This window comes from Geobacter sp. (genome assembly GCF_027327745.1).
Classification (GTDB): domain Bacteria; phylum Desulfobacterota; class Desulfuromonadia; order Geobacterales; family Geobacteraceae; genus Geobacter.
In genome coordinates, this window is record NZ_DAHVYG010000037.1 from 1 (window position 1) to 16,765 (window position 16,765).

Annotated in this window: 15 protein-coding genes and 1 tRNA gene; 7 read left to right on the top strand and 9 right to left on the bottom strand. The window is 63.7% G+C overall.

Annotated elements, in window-relative coordinates; genetic code table 11:
- From uvrA to M6689_RS07765, 3 genes are all read left to right on the top strand, one after another.
- On the top strand, positions 1–3,801 hold a 3,801-nt coding region (uvrA, locus tag M6689_RS07755; protein ID WP_366949737.1), incomplete at its 5' end, for an excinuclease ABC subunit UvrA.
- A gap of 328 nt (positions 3,802–4,129) precedes the next feature.
- The gene (locus M6689_RS07760) at positions 4,130–4,852 is read left to right on the top strand and encodes a Slp family lipoprotein (RefSeq protein ID WP_298269901.1); all 723 of its coding nucleotides are present in this window, start codon (positions 4,130–4,132) and stop codon (positions 4,850–4,852) included.
- Positions 4,853–4,889: 37 nt separating this feature from the next.
- The gene (locus tag M6689_RS07765; protein WP_298269904.1) at positions 4,890–5,273 is read left to right on the top strand and encodes a DUF2784 domain-containing protein; all 384 of its coding nucleotides are present in this window, start codon (positions 4,890–4,892) and stop codon (positions 5,271–5,273) included.
- Here the strand turns inward: M6689_RS07765 and M6689_RS07770 are convergent.
- From M6689_RS07770 to M6689_RS07785, 4 genes are all read right to left on the bottom strand, one after another.
- Complete coding sequence (locus M6689_RS07770; RefSeq protein WP_298269906.1) at positions 5,270–5,920, bottom strand: response regulator; 651 nt, start codon at positions 5,918–5,920, stop codon at positions 5,270–5,272. The two genes, M6689_RS07765 and M6689_RS07770, sit on opposite strands and share 4 nt — an antisense overlap.
- Positions 5,921–5,929: 9 nt before the next feature.
- Positions 5,930–6,439, bottom strand: a complete 510-nt coding sequence (locus M6689_RS07775) for a thermonuclease family protein (RefSeq protein WP_298269909.1) — start codon at positions 6,437–6,439, stop codon at positions 5,930–5,932.
- A gap of 118 nt (positions 6,440–6,557) precedes the next feature.
- Complete coding sequence (locus M6689_RS07780) at positions 6,558–7,052, bottom strand: zinc ribbon domain-containing protein (protein ID WP_298269911.1); 495 nt, start codon at positions 7,050–7,052, stop codon at positions 6,558–6,560.
- A gap of 90 nt (positions 7,053–7,142) precedes the next feature.
- Positions 7,143–8,291: a PAS domain-containing sensor histidine kinase gene (locus M6689_RS07785; RefSeq protein ID WP_298269914.1), complete on the bottom strand. Its 1,149-nt coding sequence runs from the start codon at positions 8,289–8,291 to the stop codon at positions 7,143–7,145.
- A 547-nt stretch (positions 8,292–8,838) separates the two neighbouring features.
- Between M6689_RS07785 and M6689_RS07790 the strand changes: the two genes are divergently transcribed.
- Entirely contained in the window at positions 8,839–10,179 is a 1,341-nt protein-coding gene (locus M6689_RS07790) for a DEAD/DEAH box helicase (RefSeq protein ID WP_298269916.1), read from the top strand.
- A 95-nt stretch (positions 10,180–10,274) separates the two neighbouring features.
- On the opposite strand, the gene M6689_RS07795 is transcribed toward M6689_RS07790, so the two are convergent.
- The 3 genes from M6689_RS07795 to M6689_RS07805 all read right to left on the bottom strand — a co-directional run bounded on the left by M6689_RS07795 (position 10,275) and on the right by M6689_RS07805 (position 11,556).
- Positions 10,275–10,862, bottom strand: coding sequence for a hypothetical protein (locus M6689_RS07795; RefSeq protein ID WP_298269918.1), 588 nt, complete (start codon positions 10,860–10,862; stop codon positions 10,275–10,277).
- Between the two features lie 210 nt (positions 10,863–11,072).
- Positions 11,073–11,288, bottom strand: a complete 216-nt coding sequence (locus M6689_RS07800) for a hypothetical protein (RefSeq protein ID WP_298269921.1) — start codon at positions 11,286–11,288, stop codon at positions 11,073–11,075.
- A 191-nt stretch (positions 11,289–11,479) separates the two neighbouring features.
- Positions 11,480–11,556 (bottom strand) — tRNA-Arg (locus M6689_RS07805).
- 145 nt (positions 11,557–11,701) lie between these two features.
- Here M6689_RS07805 and M6689_RS07810 point away from each other — a divergent pair.
- Complete coding sequence (locus tag M6689_RS07810; protein ID WP_298269923.1) at positions 11,702–12,559, top strand: MBL fold metallo-hydrolase; 858 nt, start codon at positions 11,702–11,704, stop codon at positions 12,557–12,559.
- Between the two features lie 20 nt (positions 12,560–12,579).
- Here M6689_RS07810 and M6689_RS07815 read toward each other — a convergent pair whose 3' ends face one another.
- Positions 12,580–13,269, bottom strand: coding sequence for a DUF1573 domain-containing protein (locus M6689_RS07815; protein WP_298269926.1), 690 nt, complete (start codon positions 13,267–13,269; stop codon positions 12,580–12,582).
- A gap of 183 nt (positions 13,270–13,452) precedes the next feature.
- On the opposite strand from M6689_RS07815, the gene M6689_RS07820 reads away from it, so the two are divergent.
- Complete coding sequence (locus tag M6689_RS07820; RefSeq protein ID WP_298269928.1) at positions 13,453–14,910, top strand: DUF3426 domain-containing protein; 1,458 nt, start codon at positions 13,453–13,455, stop codon at positions 14,908–14,910.
- Positions 14,911–15,041: 131 nt separating this feature from the next.
- On the opposite strand, the gene M6689_RS07825 is transcribed toward M6689_RS07820, so the two are convergent.
- Positions 15,042–15,209, bottom strand: coding sequence for a 4Fe-4S binding protein (locus M6689_RS07825; protein WP_298269931.1), 168 nt, complete (start codon positions 15,207–15,209; stop codon positions 15,042–15,044).
- A 262-nt stretch (positions 15,210–15,471) separates the two neighbouring features.
- On the opposite strand from M6689_RS07825, the gene M6689_RS07830 reads away from it, so the two are divergent.
- Positions 15,472–16,737 (top strand): acetate kinase, encoded by a 1,266-nt coding sequence (locus M6689_RS07830; protein WP_298269933.1) that lies wholly within the window; start codon positions 15,472–15,474, stop codon positions 16,735–16,737.
- Positions 16,738–16,765: the final 28 nt, after the last annotated feature.

The window sequence follows — 16,765 nt, forward strand, 5'->3', positions numbered from 1 at the left end:
GGGGAGAGGGCCGGGGTGAGGGGAAATGGGGGATACCTCGAAATCCTCGGCGGCGCCGCCCACAACCTGAAGGGGGTCGATGTCCGCATCCCGCTGGGCCGCCTGGTCTGCATCACCGGCGTTTCCGGCTCGGGGAAGTCGACCCTGGTGCAGGAGGTCCTCCACCGGGGGCTCCTGAAGCTGAAGGGGAGGCCGACGGAGCCGCCGGGGATGCACACCGCCATCAACGGGGCGGAGCTGATCGGCGACGTGGTGCTCGTTGACCAATCCCCCATCGGCAAGACGACCCGCTCCAACCCGGCCAGCTACGTGGGGGCCTTCGACGCCATCCGGAAGCTCTTTGCCGCCGAGCCCCTGGCGAAGGAGCGGGGGTACACCACCGGCACCTTCAGCTTCAACGCCGGCACGGGGCGCTGCCCCGCCTGCGGCGGCAACGGCTTCGAGCACGTGGAGATGCAGTTTCTCTCCGATGTATATCTGCGCTGCCCCGACTGCGACGGCCGCCGCTACCGCCCCGAGGTGCTGGAGGTGCGGCTCGTCCCGGCCGCGGGGGGGCGTCCGGTTTCCATCGCCGACGTCCTGGAGATGACCGTGACCGAGGCGGTGGCCTTCTTCGCCGGCCAGCCGGAGGTGCTCCGGGGCCTGGAACCCCTGGAGGCCGTGGGGCTCGGCTATCTGCGCCTGGGCCAGCCGGTCCCGACCCTCTCCGGCGGCGAGGCCCAGCGCCTGAAACTGGCCGGCCACCTGGCCGTCGCAGGCAAAAAAAGGTTTTCCCGGTCCCGAGTCCCGAGCTCCGAGCCCCCGTCTTCAAATTCCCGGTCCCTGTTTCTGTTCGACGAGCCGACCACCGGCCTCCACTTCGAGGACATCGCCCGGCTTCTGGCGGCGTTCCGGCGGCTCCTGGAGGCGGGGGACTCCCTGGTGGTGATCGAGCATAACCTGGATGTGATCGCCGCCGCCGACTGGCTCATCGACCTGGGGCCCGAGGGGGGGGACGCCGGCGGCCGGGTGATCTGCGCCGGTACCCCGGTCGAGGCGATGGGGTGCGAGGAGAGCCACACCGGCCGGGCCCTGCGGGAGTACGGGGCGGAGCTGGAACGCCTGGTGAGGGAGTCGGCGACGACGGTGGCGGAGGCGCTACCTGCCGTGGTCCCGGACCGCTCCATCCGCATCGTCCACGCCCGGGAGCACAACCTGAAGAACGTCACCATCGCCGTCCCCCGGGACCGCTTCACGGTCATCACCGGCATCTCGGGGAGCGGCAAGTCCACCGTCGCCTTCGACATCCTCTTCGCCGAGGGGCAGCGGCGCTACCTGGAATCCCTGAACGCCTACGCCCGCCAGTTCGTCCAGCCCGCGGCCCGCCCCGACGTGGACGCCGTCCTCGGCATCCCCCCCACGGTGGCCATCGAGCAGCGGACGAGCCGGGGAGGGCGCAAGAGCACCGTGGCGACCCTGACGGAGATCTACCACTTCCTCCGGCTCCTCTTCGTGAAACTCGGGGTGCAGCACTGTCCCGACTGCGGCATCCCCATCACCCCCCAGACCCCCGATGCCATCGTGGCGCGGCTGGTGCGGGAGTTCCGGGGGAGGCGGGTGGCGCTCCTGGCGCCGCTGGTCACGGCCCGTAAGGGGTACTACACCGATCTCGCCAAATGGGCCGCGGGGAAGGGATTCGCGCAGCTGCGGGTGGACGGCGTCATGATCCCCGTGGAGCCGTGGCCCCGGCTGGACCGCTTCCGGGAGCACGACATCGACCTCCCCGTGGGGGAGATCACGGTGGCGGCCAGGGGGGAGGGGGAGCTGCGGGAGCTTCTGGACCGGGCGCTGGCCTTCGGCAAGGGGGTGGTTAGGGTGGTGACGGGAGGGGGCCGGGGGGAGGGGGAAGCCAGGGAACTCCTCTTTTCCACCCTGCGGGCCTGCACCTCCTGCGGCCGCAGCTTCCCCGAGCCCGACCCGCGGCTCTTCTCCTACAACTCCCGCCACGGCTGGTGTCCCCGCTGCTTCGGCACGGGGCTGGAACTCCCCGGCTTTGACGCGGAGCAGACCGGTGAGGAGATCTGGTGGAACGAGTGGTTCGAGGGGGAGGAGCGGACCTGCTCCGCCTGCCGTGGCGCCCGCCTCAACCCCGAGGCCCTGGCGGTCCGCTTCCGGGGGCGAAACATCGCCGAGCTGACGGCCCTCACCGTGACCCAGGCGGCTTCCTTTATTCAGGAACTGGGGCTGGAGGGGCGGGAGGCGGCCATCGCCCGGGACATGGTGGCCGAGATCGGGACCCGGCTCGCCTTCCTGGGGGAGGTGGGGCTCGGCTACCTCTCGCTCGACCGGGCGGCCCCCACCCTCTCCGGGGGGGAGGCCCAGCGGATCAGGCTGGCGGCCCAGCTGGGGTCCAACCTGCGGGGGGTCTGCTACATCCTGGACGAACCGACCATCGGCCTCCACCCCCGGGACAACCGGATGCTCCTGGATACCCTGCGGAAGCTGGAGGGGAAGGGAAACACCATCGTGGTGGTGGAGCACGACGAGGAGACCATCCGCCGGGCCGAGCACGTCATCGACCTGGGCCCCGGCGCCGGGGTGAACGGCGGCCTGGTGGTGGCCGAGGGGACCCTCGACCAGGTGATGGCGGCCCCCGACTCCCTCACCGGCCGCTACCTGGCGGAGCCGCTGCGCCATCCCCTGGTGGAGCGCCGCCCCCCCCCGGCCCCCGACGAGCCGAGCATCCAGGTCGTGGGGGCCACCCTCCACAACCTGCGGGAGATCGATGTCACCTTCCCCCTTGGCCGGCTTGTCTGCGTCACCGGCGTCTCGGGAAGCGGCAAGAGCACCCTGGTGCGGAACGTCCTCCATGCCTCCCTCCAGGGGCTCCTTGCGGGAGAGCGCGGGAAGGGGAAGCATTCCGTGAAGGGGTGCCGGGAGATCCGGGGATGGGAGGAGCTCACCCGCGTGCTGGAGGTGGACCAGACCCCCATCGGCAAGACCCCGCGCTCCTGCCCCGCCACCTACGTGGGGTTCTGGGACGCCATCCGCAAACTCTACGCCGGCACCACCGAGGCGCGGCTGCGGGGGTACGGCCTCTCCCGCTTCTCCTTCAACGTCAAGGGGGGACGGTGCGACGAGTGCGAGGGACAGGGGGTGAAGACCATCGAGATGAGCTTCCTCCCCGACGTGAAGGTGGCGTGCGAGGCGTGCGGCGGCCTCCGCTTCAACCCCGAGACCCTCATGGTCCGCCACCGGGGGAAATCCATCGGCGACCTTCTCGCCATGAGCGTCGACGAGGCGGCCGCGTTCTTCGCCGCCCACCGCGCCATCCTCCACCCGCTGCAGCTTCTGCAGGACGTGGGGCTCGGCTACCTTACCATCGGACAGCAGAGCCCCACCCTCTCCGGCGGCGAGGCCCAGCGGATCAAGCTCGTCACCGAACTGGCCAGGGCGAAGCCGGCCAGGGGGGGTCCCGAGTCCCGAGTCCCGAGTCCCCACTCTCTGTACATCCTGGACGAGCCCACCATCGGCCTCCACATGGCCGACGTGGAGAAGCTGGTCCGGGTCCTCCACCGGCTGGTGGAGGCGGGGAACTCGGTCATCGTCATCGAGCACAACCTGGACGTCATCGCCGAGGCCGACTGGCTCATCGACCTGGGGCCCGAAGGGGGCGACGGCGGCGGGAGGATCGTGGCCCGGGGGACGCCGGAGGAGGTGGCACGGTCGGGGGAGGATTCCCATACCGGCCGGATCCTCGGGGAATTCCTGCGGGAGCGCCATCGTCCCCCCAAGAAGGGCGGCGGTGCGAAGAGCCAATAATTTGTCGTTTCGTCGTCGAGGCCCTTGCGACCTGCCCAATATTTGGGCAAATCGTTATTTCCCCCTTGAGTTTCACCCCATTCCGGAGCTTTCCCCACTATTATCCACAGAGGTATCCACAGTTCGTGTTGACTGCAAATGGTGCAGCGGCGGCGCATTGCGGGCAACACACTGACAAACGGCGGAAAGTTATTCACTTTCTGGCGAGAAAGGGCGTTTTCGCCAACAGGTTGACGGTGACGGCGGTGAGCCCGGATTTGACTTGCGGAGCTCCGGGGATATCATTCCATCAGGGGACGAAGGGGTGATGCCCGTCCGGGGAGGGGTTATGCGACGGATGGTTGTTGCGGCGGTTGCGGCGCTGCTCTTCGGAGGCGTCGGGGATGCCGGCGGCTTCAGTACCGAGGCATTGCGGCTGGTGGACGAGTCGATAACCTTTGTGGAGCTTTCGGCCCACCCGGAGAACTATCGCGGCAAGTATGTCCTGCTCGGCGGAACCATCGTGGGCCAGGAAAGCGACGCCGGCGGATCGCGGCTCGAGGTGGCGGAGCTGCCGCTCGACTCCGAGCGCAAGCCCGATGATTCGTTCAGCGCCGGCGGCCACTTCGTCGCCACCAGCCGGGATGTTCTCTCTGCGACCCGTTATCGTCCCGGTGTGCTGGTCACCGTGATCGGCAGGGTGACGGGGACGGCGCCGGTCGTCGCGGGAGACGAGGAGTATCCGGCGCCGGCCGTTGCCATCAGGGAGATGCGTATCTGGGTGGAGTACGGTCCCGACCGGGGTTACGGCGAAGACGAGGGAGCGGAGGTCTACGACTACCGGCCGCTCTCTCCCCCATATTACTACTCCTACCCCTACTATCCGGTCTATCCCTACTACCCGTACTACTATTCGCCGTACTACTATCCCTATCCGTGGTTCGGACCATCATTCTACTTCCGCTTCGATTCACGGCACCGGCACTACTTTCACCCTTCCCCCGGCCTTCGGCGCGACGGGGTCAGGAGGTTCGACGGCCAGCACCGGCCGGGGCCGTTCCGGCGGCGGTGATCTCCCGCTCCCGTGGCGGAGTCGGGCGGGGGGCGCGATGGTCTTTTCTCTGGCGGCCGATCTGGTGGTTCTTGTGCACGCGCTCTTCGTGCTGTTCGTGGTGGCGGGTGGCGTGGCCGTCATCCGGTGGCCGCGGCTGGCGTGGCTCCACATTCCGGCTGCCGTCTGGGGGGCACTGATCGAGCTGGGGGGAGGCGTCTGTCCGCTGACCTTCCTGGAGGTCCGCTTCCGCCGCCTGGCGGGGGAGGGGGGGTACGCCGGGAGCTTTATCGAGCACTATCTGGTGCCGGCGATCTATCCTGCCGGACTGACGCGGAGGGGTCAGGTCCTGCTCGGCATCCTGGTGCTGCTCTGGAACGGGGTGCTGTATGGGGTGGCGCTGCGCCGGTGGCGCAGGCAGAGGAGGGAGGGACGGGGCTAGATCTCCCGCAGGTCGAGCATCTCCTCCCCCAGCAGGTACTCGGTTTTCGCCACCCGTGAGGCGGTGGCGAGCTTCTCGACGATGAATCTGACCTTTTCCAGTTCGGTCCGGATCTCCGCCAGATGCTTCCTGAGCTGCGTCCTGTCGTCGGGGGTCTCCCGCCCCGCCAGATGGAGGAGCCCGAAGAGGGAGGTGAGCGGGTTGTTGAGCTCGTGGCTGAGGGCCACGGCCATCTCCCGCAGGAGTTTCAGCTTCTCGATCTCCACCGCCAGCCGCTTCTCACGGCGCGAGGCGAGGTGGAGGCCGATGCGCGCCCGCAGTTCGCCCGGATAGAACGGCTTGACGATGTAATCGTCGGCTCCCGCCTCGAATCCTCGCACCTTTTCCCGCTCCGCACCGAGGGAGGTGATGAAGATGACCGGCACCTCCCGGGTCCGCTCGTCCTCCTTCAGCCGGCGGCAGACCTCGTAGCCGTCGATCCCCGGCAGGTAGATGTCGAGGAGGATCAACCCCGGCGGCTCTTCCCGGGCCGCGGCGATTCCCGTCGCGCCGTCGTCTCTCAGGGAGAGGATGTACCCTTCGCGGAGAATGTCCTCCAGTTGGGCCTGCACCACCTTGCTGTCTTCTATGACGAGGATCCGTTCCATCGACCGTTCTCACTGCAGCTTCTGCCGAAGCCGGAAAATCCAGGGGGCCTGGGGCGCCTCCTGCTGCCAGAGGCCGCGGCGGGCCCGGCGCGCGTCCTTCTCGGCGCCAAGGTAACTGGCGGCCAGGGGCGGGGTCAGGTAGCGCCGGTAGGCCCAGGCCCATCCCTCTTCGATCATCTCGCGGTTGATGTCCCGGCGGCCGATCCGGACGATGCCGACGATCCGGCGGTTCTTGTCCACATCGAGGATTTCGAGGGTGATCCGTCTGCCGAGCACCTTCTCCCCGAGCGCCCGTTTCGCCTCGGTGCCGAACGGCTGTCCAGCCTTGGCGAGGTGCCGGGTTTCGGGGGCGTCGATGCCGAACAGCCGGACCTTGGGGGAGGTCCGGCCGGTATTCAGGACCAGGGTGTCGCCGTCGGTCACCCGCACGACCAGGCCGGTGGTTCTGTAGTCGGCGGCGGCCGGGTAGCCTGTGGCGGCAAGAAGTAGGAGGATGGCGGCAAAGAAGAATGTGCGCATGATCGGCTAGCCTCGGCAATGTCCGGCCCTGGCCCGCAATTTCACGGCCAGTTTTCGTACCACGTTAGTTGATGAGTCATCTTCCGTCAAGGGGGGTGCCGCCACAGCGGCATGGGAATTAATCGGTAAACGAATAAAGGGTATCATCGTGGGCGGGGGGGGTGTATTTCCGCTTCAGCCCACGGATTCCTTCCCTGGTGAAGAGGTTTTCCCCGTCGAAGAGGTCCCCCATCTCCTCCTCGACCTTTTCGGGGTCCTCCCCCGCTTCGAGGCGGTGCATCGCCTCCTCGAACCCGGTGCCGAGGTTCATCCCGGTCGCGTCCTGGAGCCGGCGCATCAGTTTCGCCATGGCCCGGGGGTCGTTCTCGTCCATCCCCTCCATCTCCCCGGCAAGCCCCATCATCGCCTTTTCCAGCTTCTCCTCGTCCAGGTCGGGCATCCCTTCGGCCGGCTCCTCGCTCCGCCCTTTCGAGATGGCGAAGTGCGACACCTGGCGCTCCAGGTCGGGGCGGCCGCAGCGGGGGCAGGTCGGGCGCCGGTCGGTGTTCACCCGGCGGGAGAGGAAGTTGAAGATCGTGTGACAGTCGATGCAGTAAAATTCGTAGACTGGCATTCGGATCGGCTCCTTTCTTGTTTTTGCTTCCGGCAGGATAAGCATCCCGGCGTCAAACCGTCAAGGCCCGCGCCACTTTTTCGCCCGTCATCATTCCGTTTCGAACTCGGCGAGCCGCTGCCGCAGCAGCTCCTCTTCCCGGCGCCGCTCGGTGACGTCGCGCTGGATGGCGACGAAGTGGGTCACCTCGAAATCGCGGTTGACGATCGGGGTGACGAACCACTCCATGACGAATTCGCTCCCGTCCTTGCGGTAGTTCACCGTCTCGCCGCGGAAGCTCTGCCGATGGAAGAGCTCCCGCTTCATCCGGTCGAGGACCTCCCGTTCGGTCTTCGGTCCCTGCAGGATGCGCGGGGTTTGTCCCAGGACCTCTGCGGCCTCGTAGCCGGTCATCCGGGTGAAGGCCTGGTTGACGAAGACGATCCGGGGGCCGGGAAGATCGAGTTGGGCGGTGGTGATGGTGACCGACTCGCTCGTCTGCTCGATGGCCGATTCCAGGAGCCGGAGCCGCTCATCCGCCTGTTTCCGCTCGGTGACATCCATGAGGCAGACCGGCACGGCATCGAACTTTTCCCGCTCCGCCGGGATCGAGACTGTTGCCAGGAGGGTTTTGCATTCGCCGGCGAGGGTGAGGGCATAGAACTCCGCCCGGAACTCCCCCGGCTCCCCCGCGAGAGCGACCAGGGCGGAGCGGAAGACCGGCAACGAGTCGGGCGTTACGAGCCGGTCAAGGGCCCCCAGGAGTTCCTCCTCCCCTTTCGCCTCGAAGAGCGAGAGGGTCGTCTCGTTCACCGCCAGCACCCGGATCGTGGCGAGGAGCTGCCGCAGGTACGCCGGCTGTTCCGTGAGATAGGTCTCGAGATTCCGTTTCTCGATCATCTTCAGGTAGTCGATCTCGTCTTTGAGAGTGGAGAGGTCGAGCTCCCAGAGGGAGACCGGCACCCCGTGGAAGAGGAGCTGGAACCGGTCTTCGCTGGCACCTGCCGCCCGGGCGGCCCGGACGACTTCGGAGAGGCTCCGTTTCAGCAGCTGGAACAGCACAATGGCCGTCAGGGCGATGAAAAGCCATCCCTTGGCAGTCTGGAGGCGGATCGATGCGGCCGGATCGGTGACGAAAAGGGCGAGGAGTTCGTCCGAAAAAAGGATCCATGCCGCACCGGCGAGGGCATAGATAATCGTGATCCGGAGCGCGAGGGTATGCGCTTCCGTCGGGTAGCTGAACGTTGGCCTCTCTTTCATGATGCACCGACTCCTTCCCTAACAAAGGTAGCAGGGTTGGCGAACCATGCAAGGCGTTCTCCGGAGGGGGATACGACAAAAGCCGGCATCATTGATGTCGGCTCTCTAAGTATTCACCTCGGTTTTTGTTCTCGATTTCAGTATGTCTCCGATAAACCCGTCGCCGGGTTCTTCGCGCGATTACGCTGAATTTCAGAAGACCATTCGTGGGAGCGGAGACACTCTTCCCTTTTTCACCTTCCTTTGATTTTAGAATAGACCCCGGGGGAGAAAAATGCAAAGGGAGCACCCCCGCAAAAAGCCTCGGAGCGCGGGATTGCAGCCGGTTGCAGAATGGCTCCGGGCGGCGTTTTGCCGCGGGTATTACCCCTTCCCACGGTGACGAGTAACGGATGGTCGAAGCCGGTTGAGCTTCCGGCAACTGCCGAATAGGTTTATTTTCTGGACGTCGTGAAACCCGGTATGGTACGGTGGGGTCAACTTGTGGAGTTTTCTAGCCCCGGTTGATCCCGGGGCTTTTTTCTTACCAACAAAAAAAAGGATTTTCATGGAATTCACGGCATTCAATCTTCATTCCCAGGTCGCCGCCGGCGTCCGGGACGCGGGCTATACCTCCCCCACACCGATCCAGGCCCAGGCCATTCCGCCGGTCATGGCGGGGCGCGATGTCATGGGGCTGGCCCAGACCGGCACCGGCAAGACCGCCGCCTTCGTGCTGCCGATCCTGCACCGGCTCATGACCGGGGAACGGGGACGCGTCCGCGCCCTCATCATTGCCCCGACCCGTGAGTTGGCGGAACAGATACACCAGAGCGTCCGGACCCTCGGTCACAAGACCCGTCTGCGGGGCGTTACGGTCTACGGCGGCGTCGGGGTTAACCCCCAGGTGCAGAAGCTCAGGGCCGGCGCCGAGATTGTCGTCGCCTGCCCGGGGCGGCTCCTCGACCATATCAACCAGGGGACCATCGACCTCTCGCATCTGGAACTCCTCGTCCTGGACGAGGCTGACCAGATGTTCGACATGGGATTTCTCCCCGACATCCGGCGCATCCTGAAGCACCTGCCGGCAGGGCGGCAGACGCTCCTCTTCTCGGCCACCATGCCGCCGGACATCCGGACCCTCGCCCACGACATCCTCCGCGATCCGGTCACGGTCCAGGTGGGGAACGTGGCGCCGGCAGTCACCGTAACCCATGCCCTCTATCCGGTGGAGCAGCACCTGAAGACACCGCTGCTCCTCGAACTGCTGCATCATACCGATACCGAGTCGGTACTCATCTTCACCCGCACCAAGCACCGCGCCAAGCGCCTCGGCGAACAGCTGGAAAAGGCGGGATACCGGGCGGTGTCGCTCCAGGGGAACCTCTCCCAGAACCGGCGCCAGGCGGCGCTGGACGGTTTCCGCGACGGGACCTTCCAGATCCTCGTCGCCACCGACATAGCCGCCCGCGGCATCGACGTCTCCCAGGTCTCCCACGTTATCAACTACGACATCCCCGACACCGCAGAGGCCTATATCCACCGCATCGGCCGCACCGGCCGCGCCGCCCGCAGCGGCGACGCCTTCACCATGGTGACGCGGGACGATGCCGCCATGGTCCGCATCATCGAGCGGACTCTCAACGCAACGCTGGAGCGCCGCACCATGGACGGCTTCGATTACAAAGTTCCCGCGCCGAAGAAGGATGTCGAGTTCGCCCGCCCGCCCCGCCAGCCGATGCCGGGCCGAAAGCCGGCCGGCAAGGGGGCGGGGAAGGGAGAGTCTCCGGCAGCTTCAAGAACTGCGAAAGATGCCGCCCGGCAACGGCATCAGCCCGGGCAGGGGGCACGGCCGGCGGGCGCACCTTCCGGGCATCGCGGGAGGCACTCGCGCCGTACGGGTAATTGAATCTGAAAACGGCTCCATCGGGAGGGAACCCTTTTTGATCCTGCTGCCATGCCTGAATGGAGAAATGCGGGATCGGGTAAAGGGCTTCCGGATGTTTACCGGAACAGTGTCAGGGGCATGGATGCCCCCGTGTTCAGGTCGGTGAACCCTCCCTGGAGCTGCCTGCCGTCGCCAGAGAGCTTGAGCTGGGCACGTCCCGTGGTGCCGGCTGCGGTATAGTACGATACGTTGATCTCCCGGCCATAGACGGTTCCCTGGCCAACGGCCGTGACACCGTAGATGGGGCTGATTTCCTGGATGGTTATATAAGTTCCGTTCTGGTTGATGATGTACGAGATGCCCTGGGTACTCTGCCAGGTCCCGTAGAAGGACGCCGTCTCCGGGAGCGGCTGGGGAGCGGGGGTTTCTCTCCTGGTCTCCATTTCCCGGAGTTTTTCTTCGAGCCTGGCCTGTCGCTCCTTCAGTTCGGCGGAGCTCATCTGATCGATCTTCTCCGTGCCGGCAATGCTTCGCGTCGGCTGATCGCCAAACTCGACCTCGAACATTCCCGGTATCCCGATCTTCCTGACCGCAACTCCCGAATAGATGTTGTACCCGACGAGCACGATCAGCAGCCCCAATACGATCGTCCAGATAGTCCTTCTTGCGCCGGTATCGCCCGGCAACCGGTTTTCTCTCGGCATGGCCCGCTCCGTCCTGGAAAGAATATGCTCTTGCAAAAAGTATATACTACGGAACTGGTGAGGCAATGCCGGGCTCCGGAGCCGTGGAGCAGGGGGGGATTTTACACTGCAGACTATAGATATGGTCCCCGGGGGAAGGCGGGAAACCGCGCCGATGGAACCGGCGGGATTCCTCGCGCTCACGGTGGAATGGACGCTCCTTGTCCGAAATCAGGCGGCGAAGCTGTAGTCGTCACCCTCAACGCACTCGGAAAGTGCCTCCAGGAACGATTTTTCCTGGGGATCCTCGACGATTTCGGTCACTCCGTGATTGACCGACCAGACGGCGCCGCATATGCAGCAGGTGCTGATCGCTTCGGAGAAACCTTCCGTGTGCAGATTGATGCTGACAGGTTTTTCGTGGGTCCTGCATACAGGACATCTCATGGTTTCCTCCTTGCCGGCGAGTGGGTAATGGCGCCTTTATTGAAATATAGGCGCCGCTTGGAGAATTGCAAGCGGCGAAACCCTGAAATGTGCAAGGAGGGCGGAGGTGGGCGAGGGGAGCATCCGGCGGGCCGGTCCCGGTCGCGAAAACGAAAAAGGGTTACGGCATAACCGTAACCCTTCGATTTTTATGGCGGGCGGCAGGAGGCTCGAACTCCCGACCTCAGGCTTCGGAGGCCTGCGCTCTATCCAACTGAGCTAACCGCCCGCGGATTTCTACCAATACACTATTTGCTCGATTATCTCAAGCTGAAACTTTCCGTTTCCCCGGGGGCAGCGATGATGCGCAGAGGTTGTTATTCGGGGCGCTGTTTTGGTACACTGGTCGCAACTTTGCTCCGGGTGAGAGATTGATGAGGCCGATTCCGATATTTCTTGCGCTGCTGGTGCTGGCCGGCGTCCTCTGCCGGCCCGCCATGGCGGCAAACTACAAGGTGAAGCAGCTGGAAGAGGGGGTCTATGCGGCCATCGCCCTCCCCGAGGGGAAGGCAGCCAGCAACGCCCTGATCATTGTTACCCCGTATCAGGTGATTCTGGCCGGGGCGCATTTCGTCCCGGAGGGGATCAGGGAGCTGATCGCCGATATCGCGGAGATTACGCCGATCCCGCTGCGGTATGTGATCCTGACCCACCATCACCGGGGGTTCAACTATGTCGACTTCGATTTTCCCGCCAATGTCGAGATCCTCACCTCGTGGCAGACCTGGCAGGCGCTCAAGGGGGAGTCGCGCCCGCTGCGCAACCACGTGACGTTTTTCGACAAAGGGATGACCCTGCTGCGCGGCAACGTCGTGATCGTGCTCAACAATACCGAGAACGGCCACAGTGAGGGAGATGTCTTCGTCTATCTTCCGAACGAGGGGGTTCTCTTTACCTCTGACCTGTTTTTCAACGATGTGGTCGGGTATATGGGGGACGGGCACATGCGGGACTGGGTCATTACCCTGGAGACGCTGGAGGCGGTGGGGGCAAAGCACGTGGTGCCGGGGCTCGGGGAGCCGACCGACCGCTCGGGGCTGCGGCGTTTCATCATCTTTTTCAAGGATTTCCTGACCGAGGTCCTCCGCCACATCGAGGCCGGCCACACCCTTGCGGAAACGAAGAAACAGTTTCATCTCCCCGGCCACGAGAATCTGCCGGGATACAAGACATTTTTTGATGTCAACGTCGAGCGGGCCTATCAGGATCTGAAGGAAGGGATTGCGCCCTAAGTCCGACAGGTTGCCGGGAGCTACTTCCCGACCGAGCCGTAAAGCGGAATGCTTATCTCCGGTCTCCCCGGGACGTCGGTGTTGATGGAAAGATACCCGCTGAGGAAGCGGTCCTCGGTGCGGGGGGTTACGGTCACCGTGACGATGGCGCTTTCTCCCGGCTTCAGGGCGGTTTTTCTGAAGGCGGCCTTCACCTGCGGCATAGGCGTCGTGATCGAGACGATCTTCAGGGACCGTTCCCCCTGGTTTTCCACCTTTAACTGGACCTCCTTGCTTCCGCCAAGTCTCACCAGCCCCAGGTTCAACTGGCGCGGCGACACCACGATTTCCTCGCGAATCGTTCCCTTCAGTGTCAGGGTGTATCCGGGCGTGACGGGATCGTTGGTTTCGACGGTGATGGTCTTGGTAACCTTTCCCCTGAAGTTCGATGAGTCGAAGGTCGTCTTCAGTTCGGCGCTTCGGCCGGGCTCGATGGTCTTTGTAGTGACACTGGCGACGGTGCAGCCGCAGGAGGTCTTCGTCCGCAGGATGGTGAGGGGGGAGTCTCCCCTGTTCCTGAGGGTGAAAACGTGGTCGATCTTTTTTCCCGCGGTGATTGTCCCGAAATCGTAAACCGGCCGGTCGGCCGAGATGGCCGGGGCCGCCAGAGCCGGGGTGGCAACCGTGAGAAGCGCGGTGACGAGCGCGGGCAGGAATAGGAAACGTGACATGGCCTGATCCTCGTAATCTGACGTTGGAATCATCTCTGTTTTCTATAGCATAAAAGGTATCGCGGGGCCATATTGAATTGACACTAGCTCCGTTCTTCTGCTATAGAAAAAAGTCTAAGTAGCAGCCGGGACGCGGGTTTTTCCCGCAACCGTCCAGATGACACCTCTCCCTGCGGAGCGACCATGATTATTCAATGTGCCCAGTGCAGCAGCAAGTTCAGGCTTGACGATTCGAAGGTCACCGAGTCCGGGATCAAGGTCCGGTGCTCCAAGTGCAAGCACATCTTCGTCGTAAGGAAGGAAGCGGCGCCGGAAGAGCCTGACCTCGACCGGATACTTCAGGGCCTCCAGAAACCGGGTGACGAGGCGGCTCTCCCCGAGCCTCCCCCCCCGATCCCGTCAGAGGGTGCCGTGCCGGCAGCGGAGGCTGCCCAGTCCCCGTTCGCCGGGGCTGAAACCGCCTCTTTTCAAGCTCCGCTCGATGAGCAGGGCGGGAAGGACGAGTTTTCTCCCGATCTGCGTCCCGCCGGGTCGGAGATGGAGGTTTCGGAGGCGGCAGAACACACGATAGACGACTTCGCTTCGTTCGGCGAGGAAGAACGTCCTGACGATTCCTTTGTCACCGCGCCAGATGCCACTCCTTCGGGTGCCGAGCCTGCGGTTGGGAGGGAATTGGCTCCTGAGGAACCCGCGTTTTCCTATGAGGAGGAGAATGTCTTCGGTGACGTAAGCCCTGAGGCGTTTGCTGCCGCCACCGATGTCGGCACCGCCGGGCCGGGAGAGGGGGAGTCCCACGATATTACCTTCGAGTTCGAAGATGAAACCGCGGCCGATTCCTTGGGCCTTGCTCCCGACGAGAAGGTGGAAGAGTCGTTCGATCTCGGCGAGATCGATTTCGGAATCGAGGATTCCGGCGAGGGGGAGGTCTCGCCGGCATCGGCGGAAAAGCTCTCCCTGCCGGACATGGAGCTGGCGGTACCCTCGGCAGCGGCGCAACCTTCCGCAGCCCCCGAGCCCGAACTGGTCCCCCCCCCGGTAGTCCCCTTCGATGAGGACGAGCTGCCACCCCTTACCATAAGCTCGCGGCGGAAGGGGCAGTCGATTCTGCCCGCCGCCGTTATTGCCGTCTCCGTTCTCGCGATAGTCGCCCTGGCGGGTGCCGGATTTTATTTCTTCAAGGAGGGACCCGCGGCCCTGGATCGCCTCGGCATCGGCTTTGTGGCGGGATGGGTCGGTATGGAGACCCGTGAGGAAGGCGGGATCGGCATCGATAAGGTTCGTGGCGCGTACCTCAACAATGTGGAGATGGGAGAGGTCTTTGTCATCAGGGGGGATGCCGTCAACAACTACCGCAAGCCGCGGGCGTCGATACAGGTGAAGGGGGCGCTGCTCGGGAAAGGCGGGCAGGTCCTGACCCAGAAGGTCGCTTTCTGTGGTAACAATCTTTCCGACGAGCAGATTCAGACCTTGCCGATTGCCAAGATCGACGCGGCGATGAATAACCAGTTCGGCGATTCCCTGGCGAATCTCGGCGTTCAGCCCGGTCGGCGGATTCCCTTCGTTGTAGTGCTGCGGGGGGTGCCGAAGGATACGGTCGATTACAGCGTGGAGGTGGTCGGTTCCACGGTTGCGAGTCAGTAGTCAGCGCAGGAATTTCATGGTCGATAGGCAATGAGTCCGCCAGTGGCGGCCTCATTGCGTTGCGGAATGAAGGAAAAAATAAAGCCGGTCGGGGAATCCCCTGACCGGCTTTACCGTCTGCATAGAAAAACTTAGGCGTGGATAGCGCTGACGGGGCAGGTGTCTACGCATGCGCCGCAGTCGATGCAGGTGTCGGCGTCGATGACATGCTTGCCGCCTTGCTCGCTGATAGCGCTCACGGGGCAGGAATCGTCGCAGGCGCCGCAGTTGGTGCAGTCGTCGTTGATGGAGTGGGCCACGGTTCAACCTCCTTGTAGGATTCTGTCCTTGGACAGTTTTCCGGCTAACATAACATGCGATTTTCAAAAAGTCCAGATGAAAGGTTGAGGGGGGATTGTGTCTCGGATAAAATAAACTTGAATTTAACCCCTCTGTATTGTATATGTAAAAAACAGTTTTATTTCTGCTCTCTTCATGCGTCTTTTCCTCGCAAATCATATTGAAATTTCTGGTTTTAATCTTGTTTAACGATTTTTATTTTCGCTCAATCGGGAGGATGTGATGGTTATACTTGCCCTCAACTGCGGCAGCTCTTCGGTGAAGTACCAGCTGTTCGACTGGGAACGGAAGGAGGTCGTGGCCAAGGGGATGGTGGAACGGGTGATCATCGGCGACTCGTTCATCATGCACGAGGTGCCCGGCCGCGAGACCTACCGCAAGGACTCCGAGTGTCCGGATCACAAAATTGCCATCGACCTGATCATAAAGACCCTCACCGATCCCGAGCAGGGGGTCCTTACGGAGATCGGCGAGATCTCGGCTGTCGGCCACCGGGTCGTGCACGGCGGAGAGATGTTCACCCGTTCGGTCCTGATCGACGAGAAGGTCCTTGATGCGGTCAAGGAAGTCCAGCATCTGGCACCGCTCCACAACCCGCCCAACATTGCCGGGATCGAGGCGGCCCAGGCGGTTCTCCCCGATGTTCCCCACGTGGCGATCTTCGACACCGCGTTCCACCAGACCATGCCGGAGCATGCCTATCTCTACCCGCTTCCCTACGAATGGTACGAGAAGTTCGGGGTGCGTCGCTACGGCTTTCACGGCACCTCGCACCTCTACGTCTCGAAGCGGGCCGCGGTGCTCCTCGGCAAGAAGCCGGCGGATTGCAACATCATTACCATGCATATCGGCAACGGCGTCTCCCACTGCGCCATCAGGGGAGGGGTTTCGGTCGACACGAGCATGGGGCTCACCCCCCTTGAGGGGGCGGTGATGGGAACGCGGTGCGGCGACATCGATCCGGCGATTCCTGCGTTCATGATGCAGAAGGAGAACCTCTCGGCCAAGGAGATCGACAGCATCCTCAACAAGAAAAGCGGGGTGCTCGGGATCACCGGCCGTTACACCGACCGCCGCGACGTGATCGAGAACGCCGCCAACGGCGACAAGCGGTGCAAGGTGGCCCTCGATATCGAGGCTTACCGACTCAAGAAGTATATCGGCACCTACATGGCGGCCTTGGGGCGACTCGACGCGGTCGTCTTCACCGCCGGCGTCGGCGAGATGGGGTGGCCGATCCGGGAGCGGACCCTCGAAGGGCTGGAATGGCTCGGCATCAAGCTCGACAGGGAGCGGAACAAGTCGGCCATGACCCGCAAGCGCGAGACGCTCATCACCACCGATGATTCTCCGGTCAAGGTCTACGTCATTCCCACCGACGAGGAGCTGGTCTTCACCGAGGATGTGGTTGCCATCCTCAACGGCACCTACACCGACCACATGCAGTTTGACTACTCGTTTGCCCGGGCCGATTTCGTCAGAAAATAGCCCGCGACTGAACGGCAGCGGTGATACA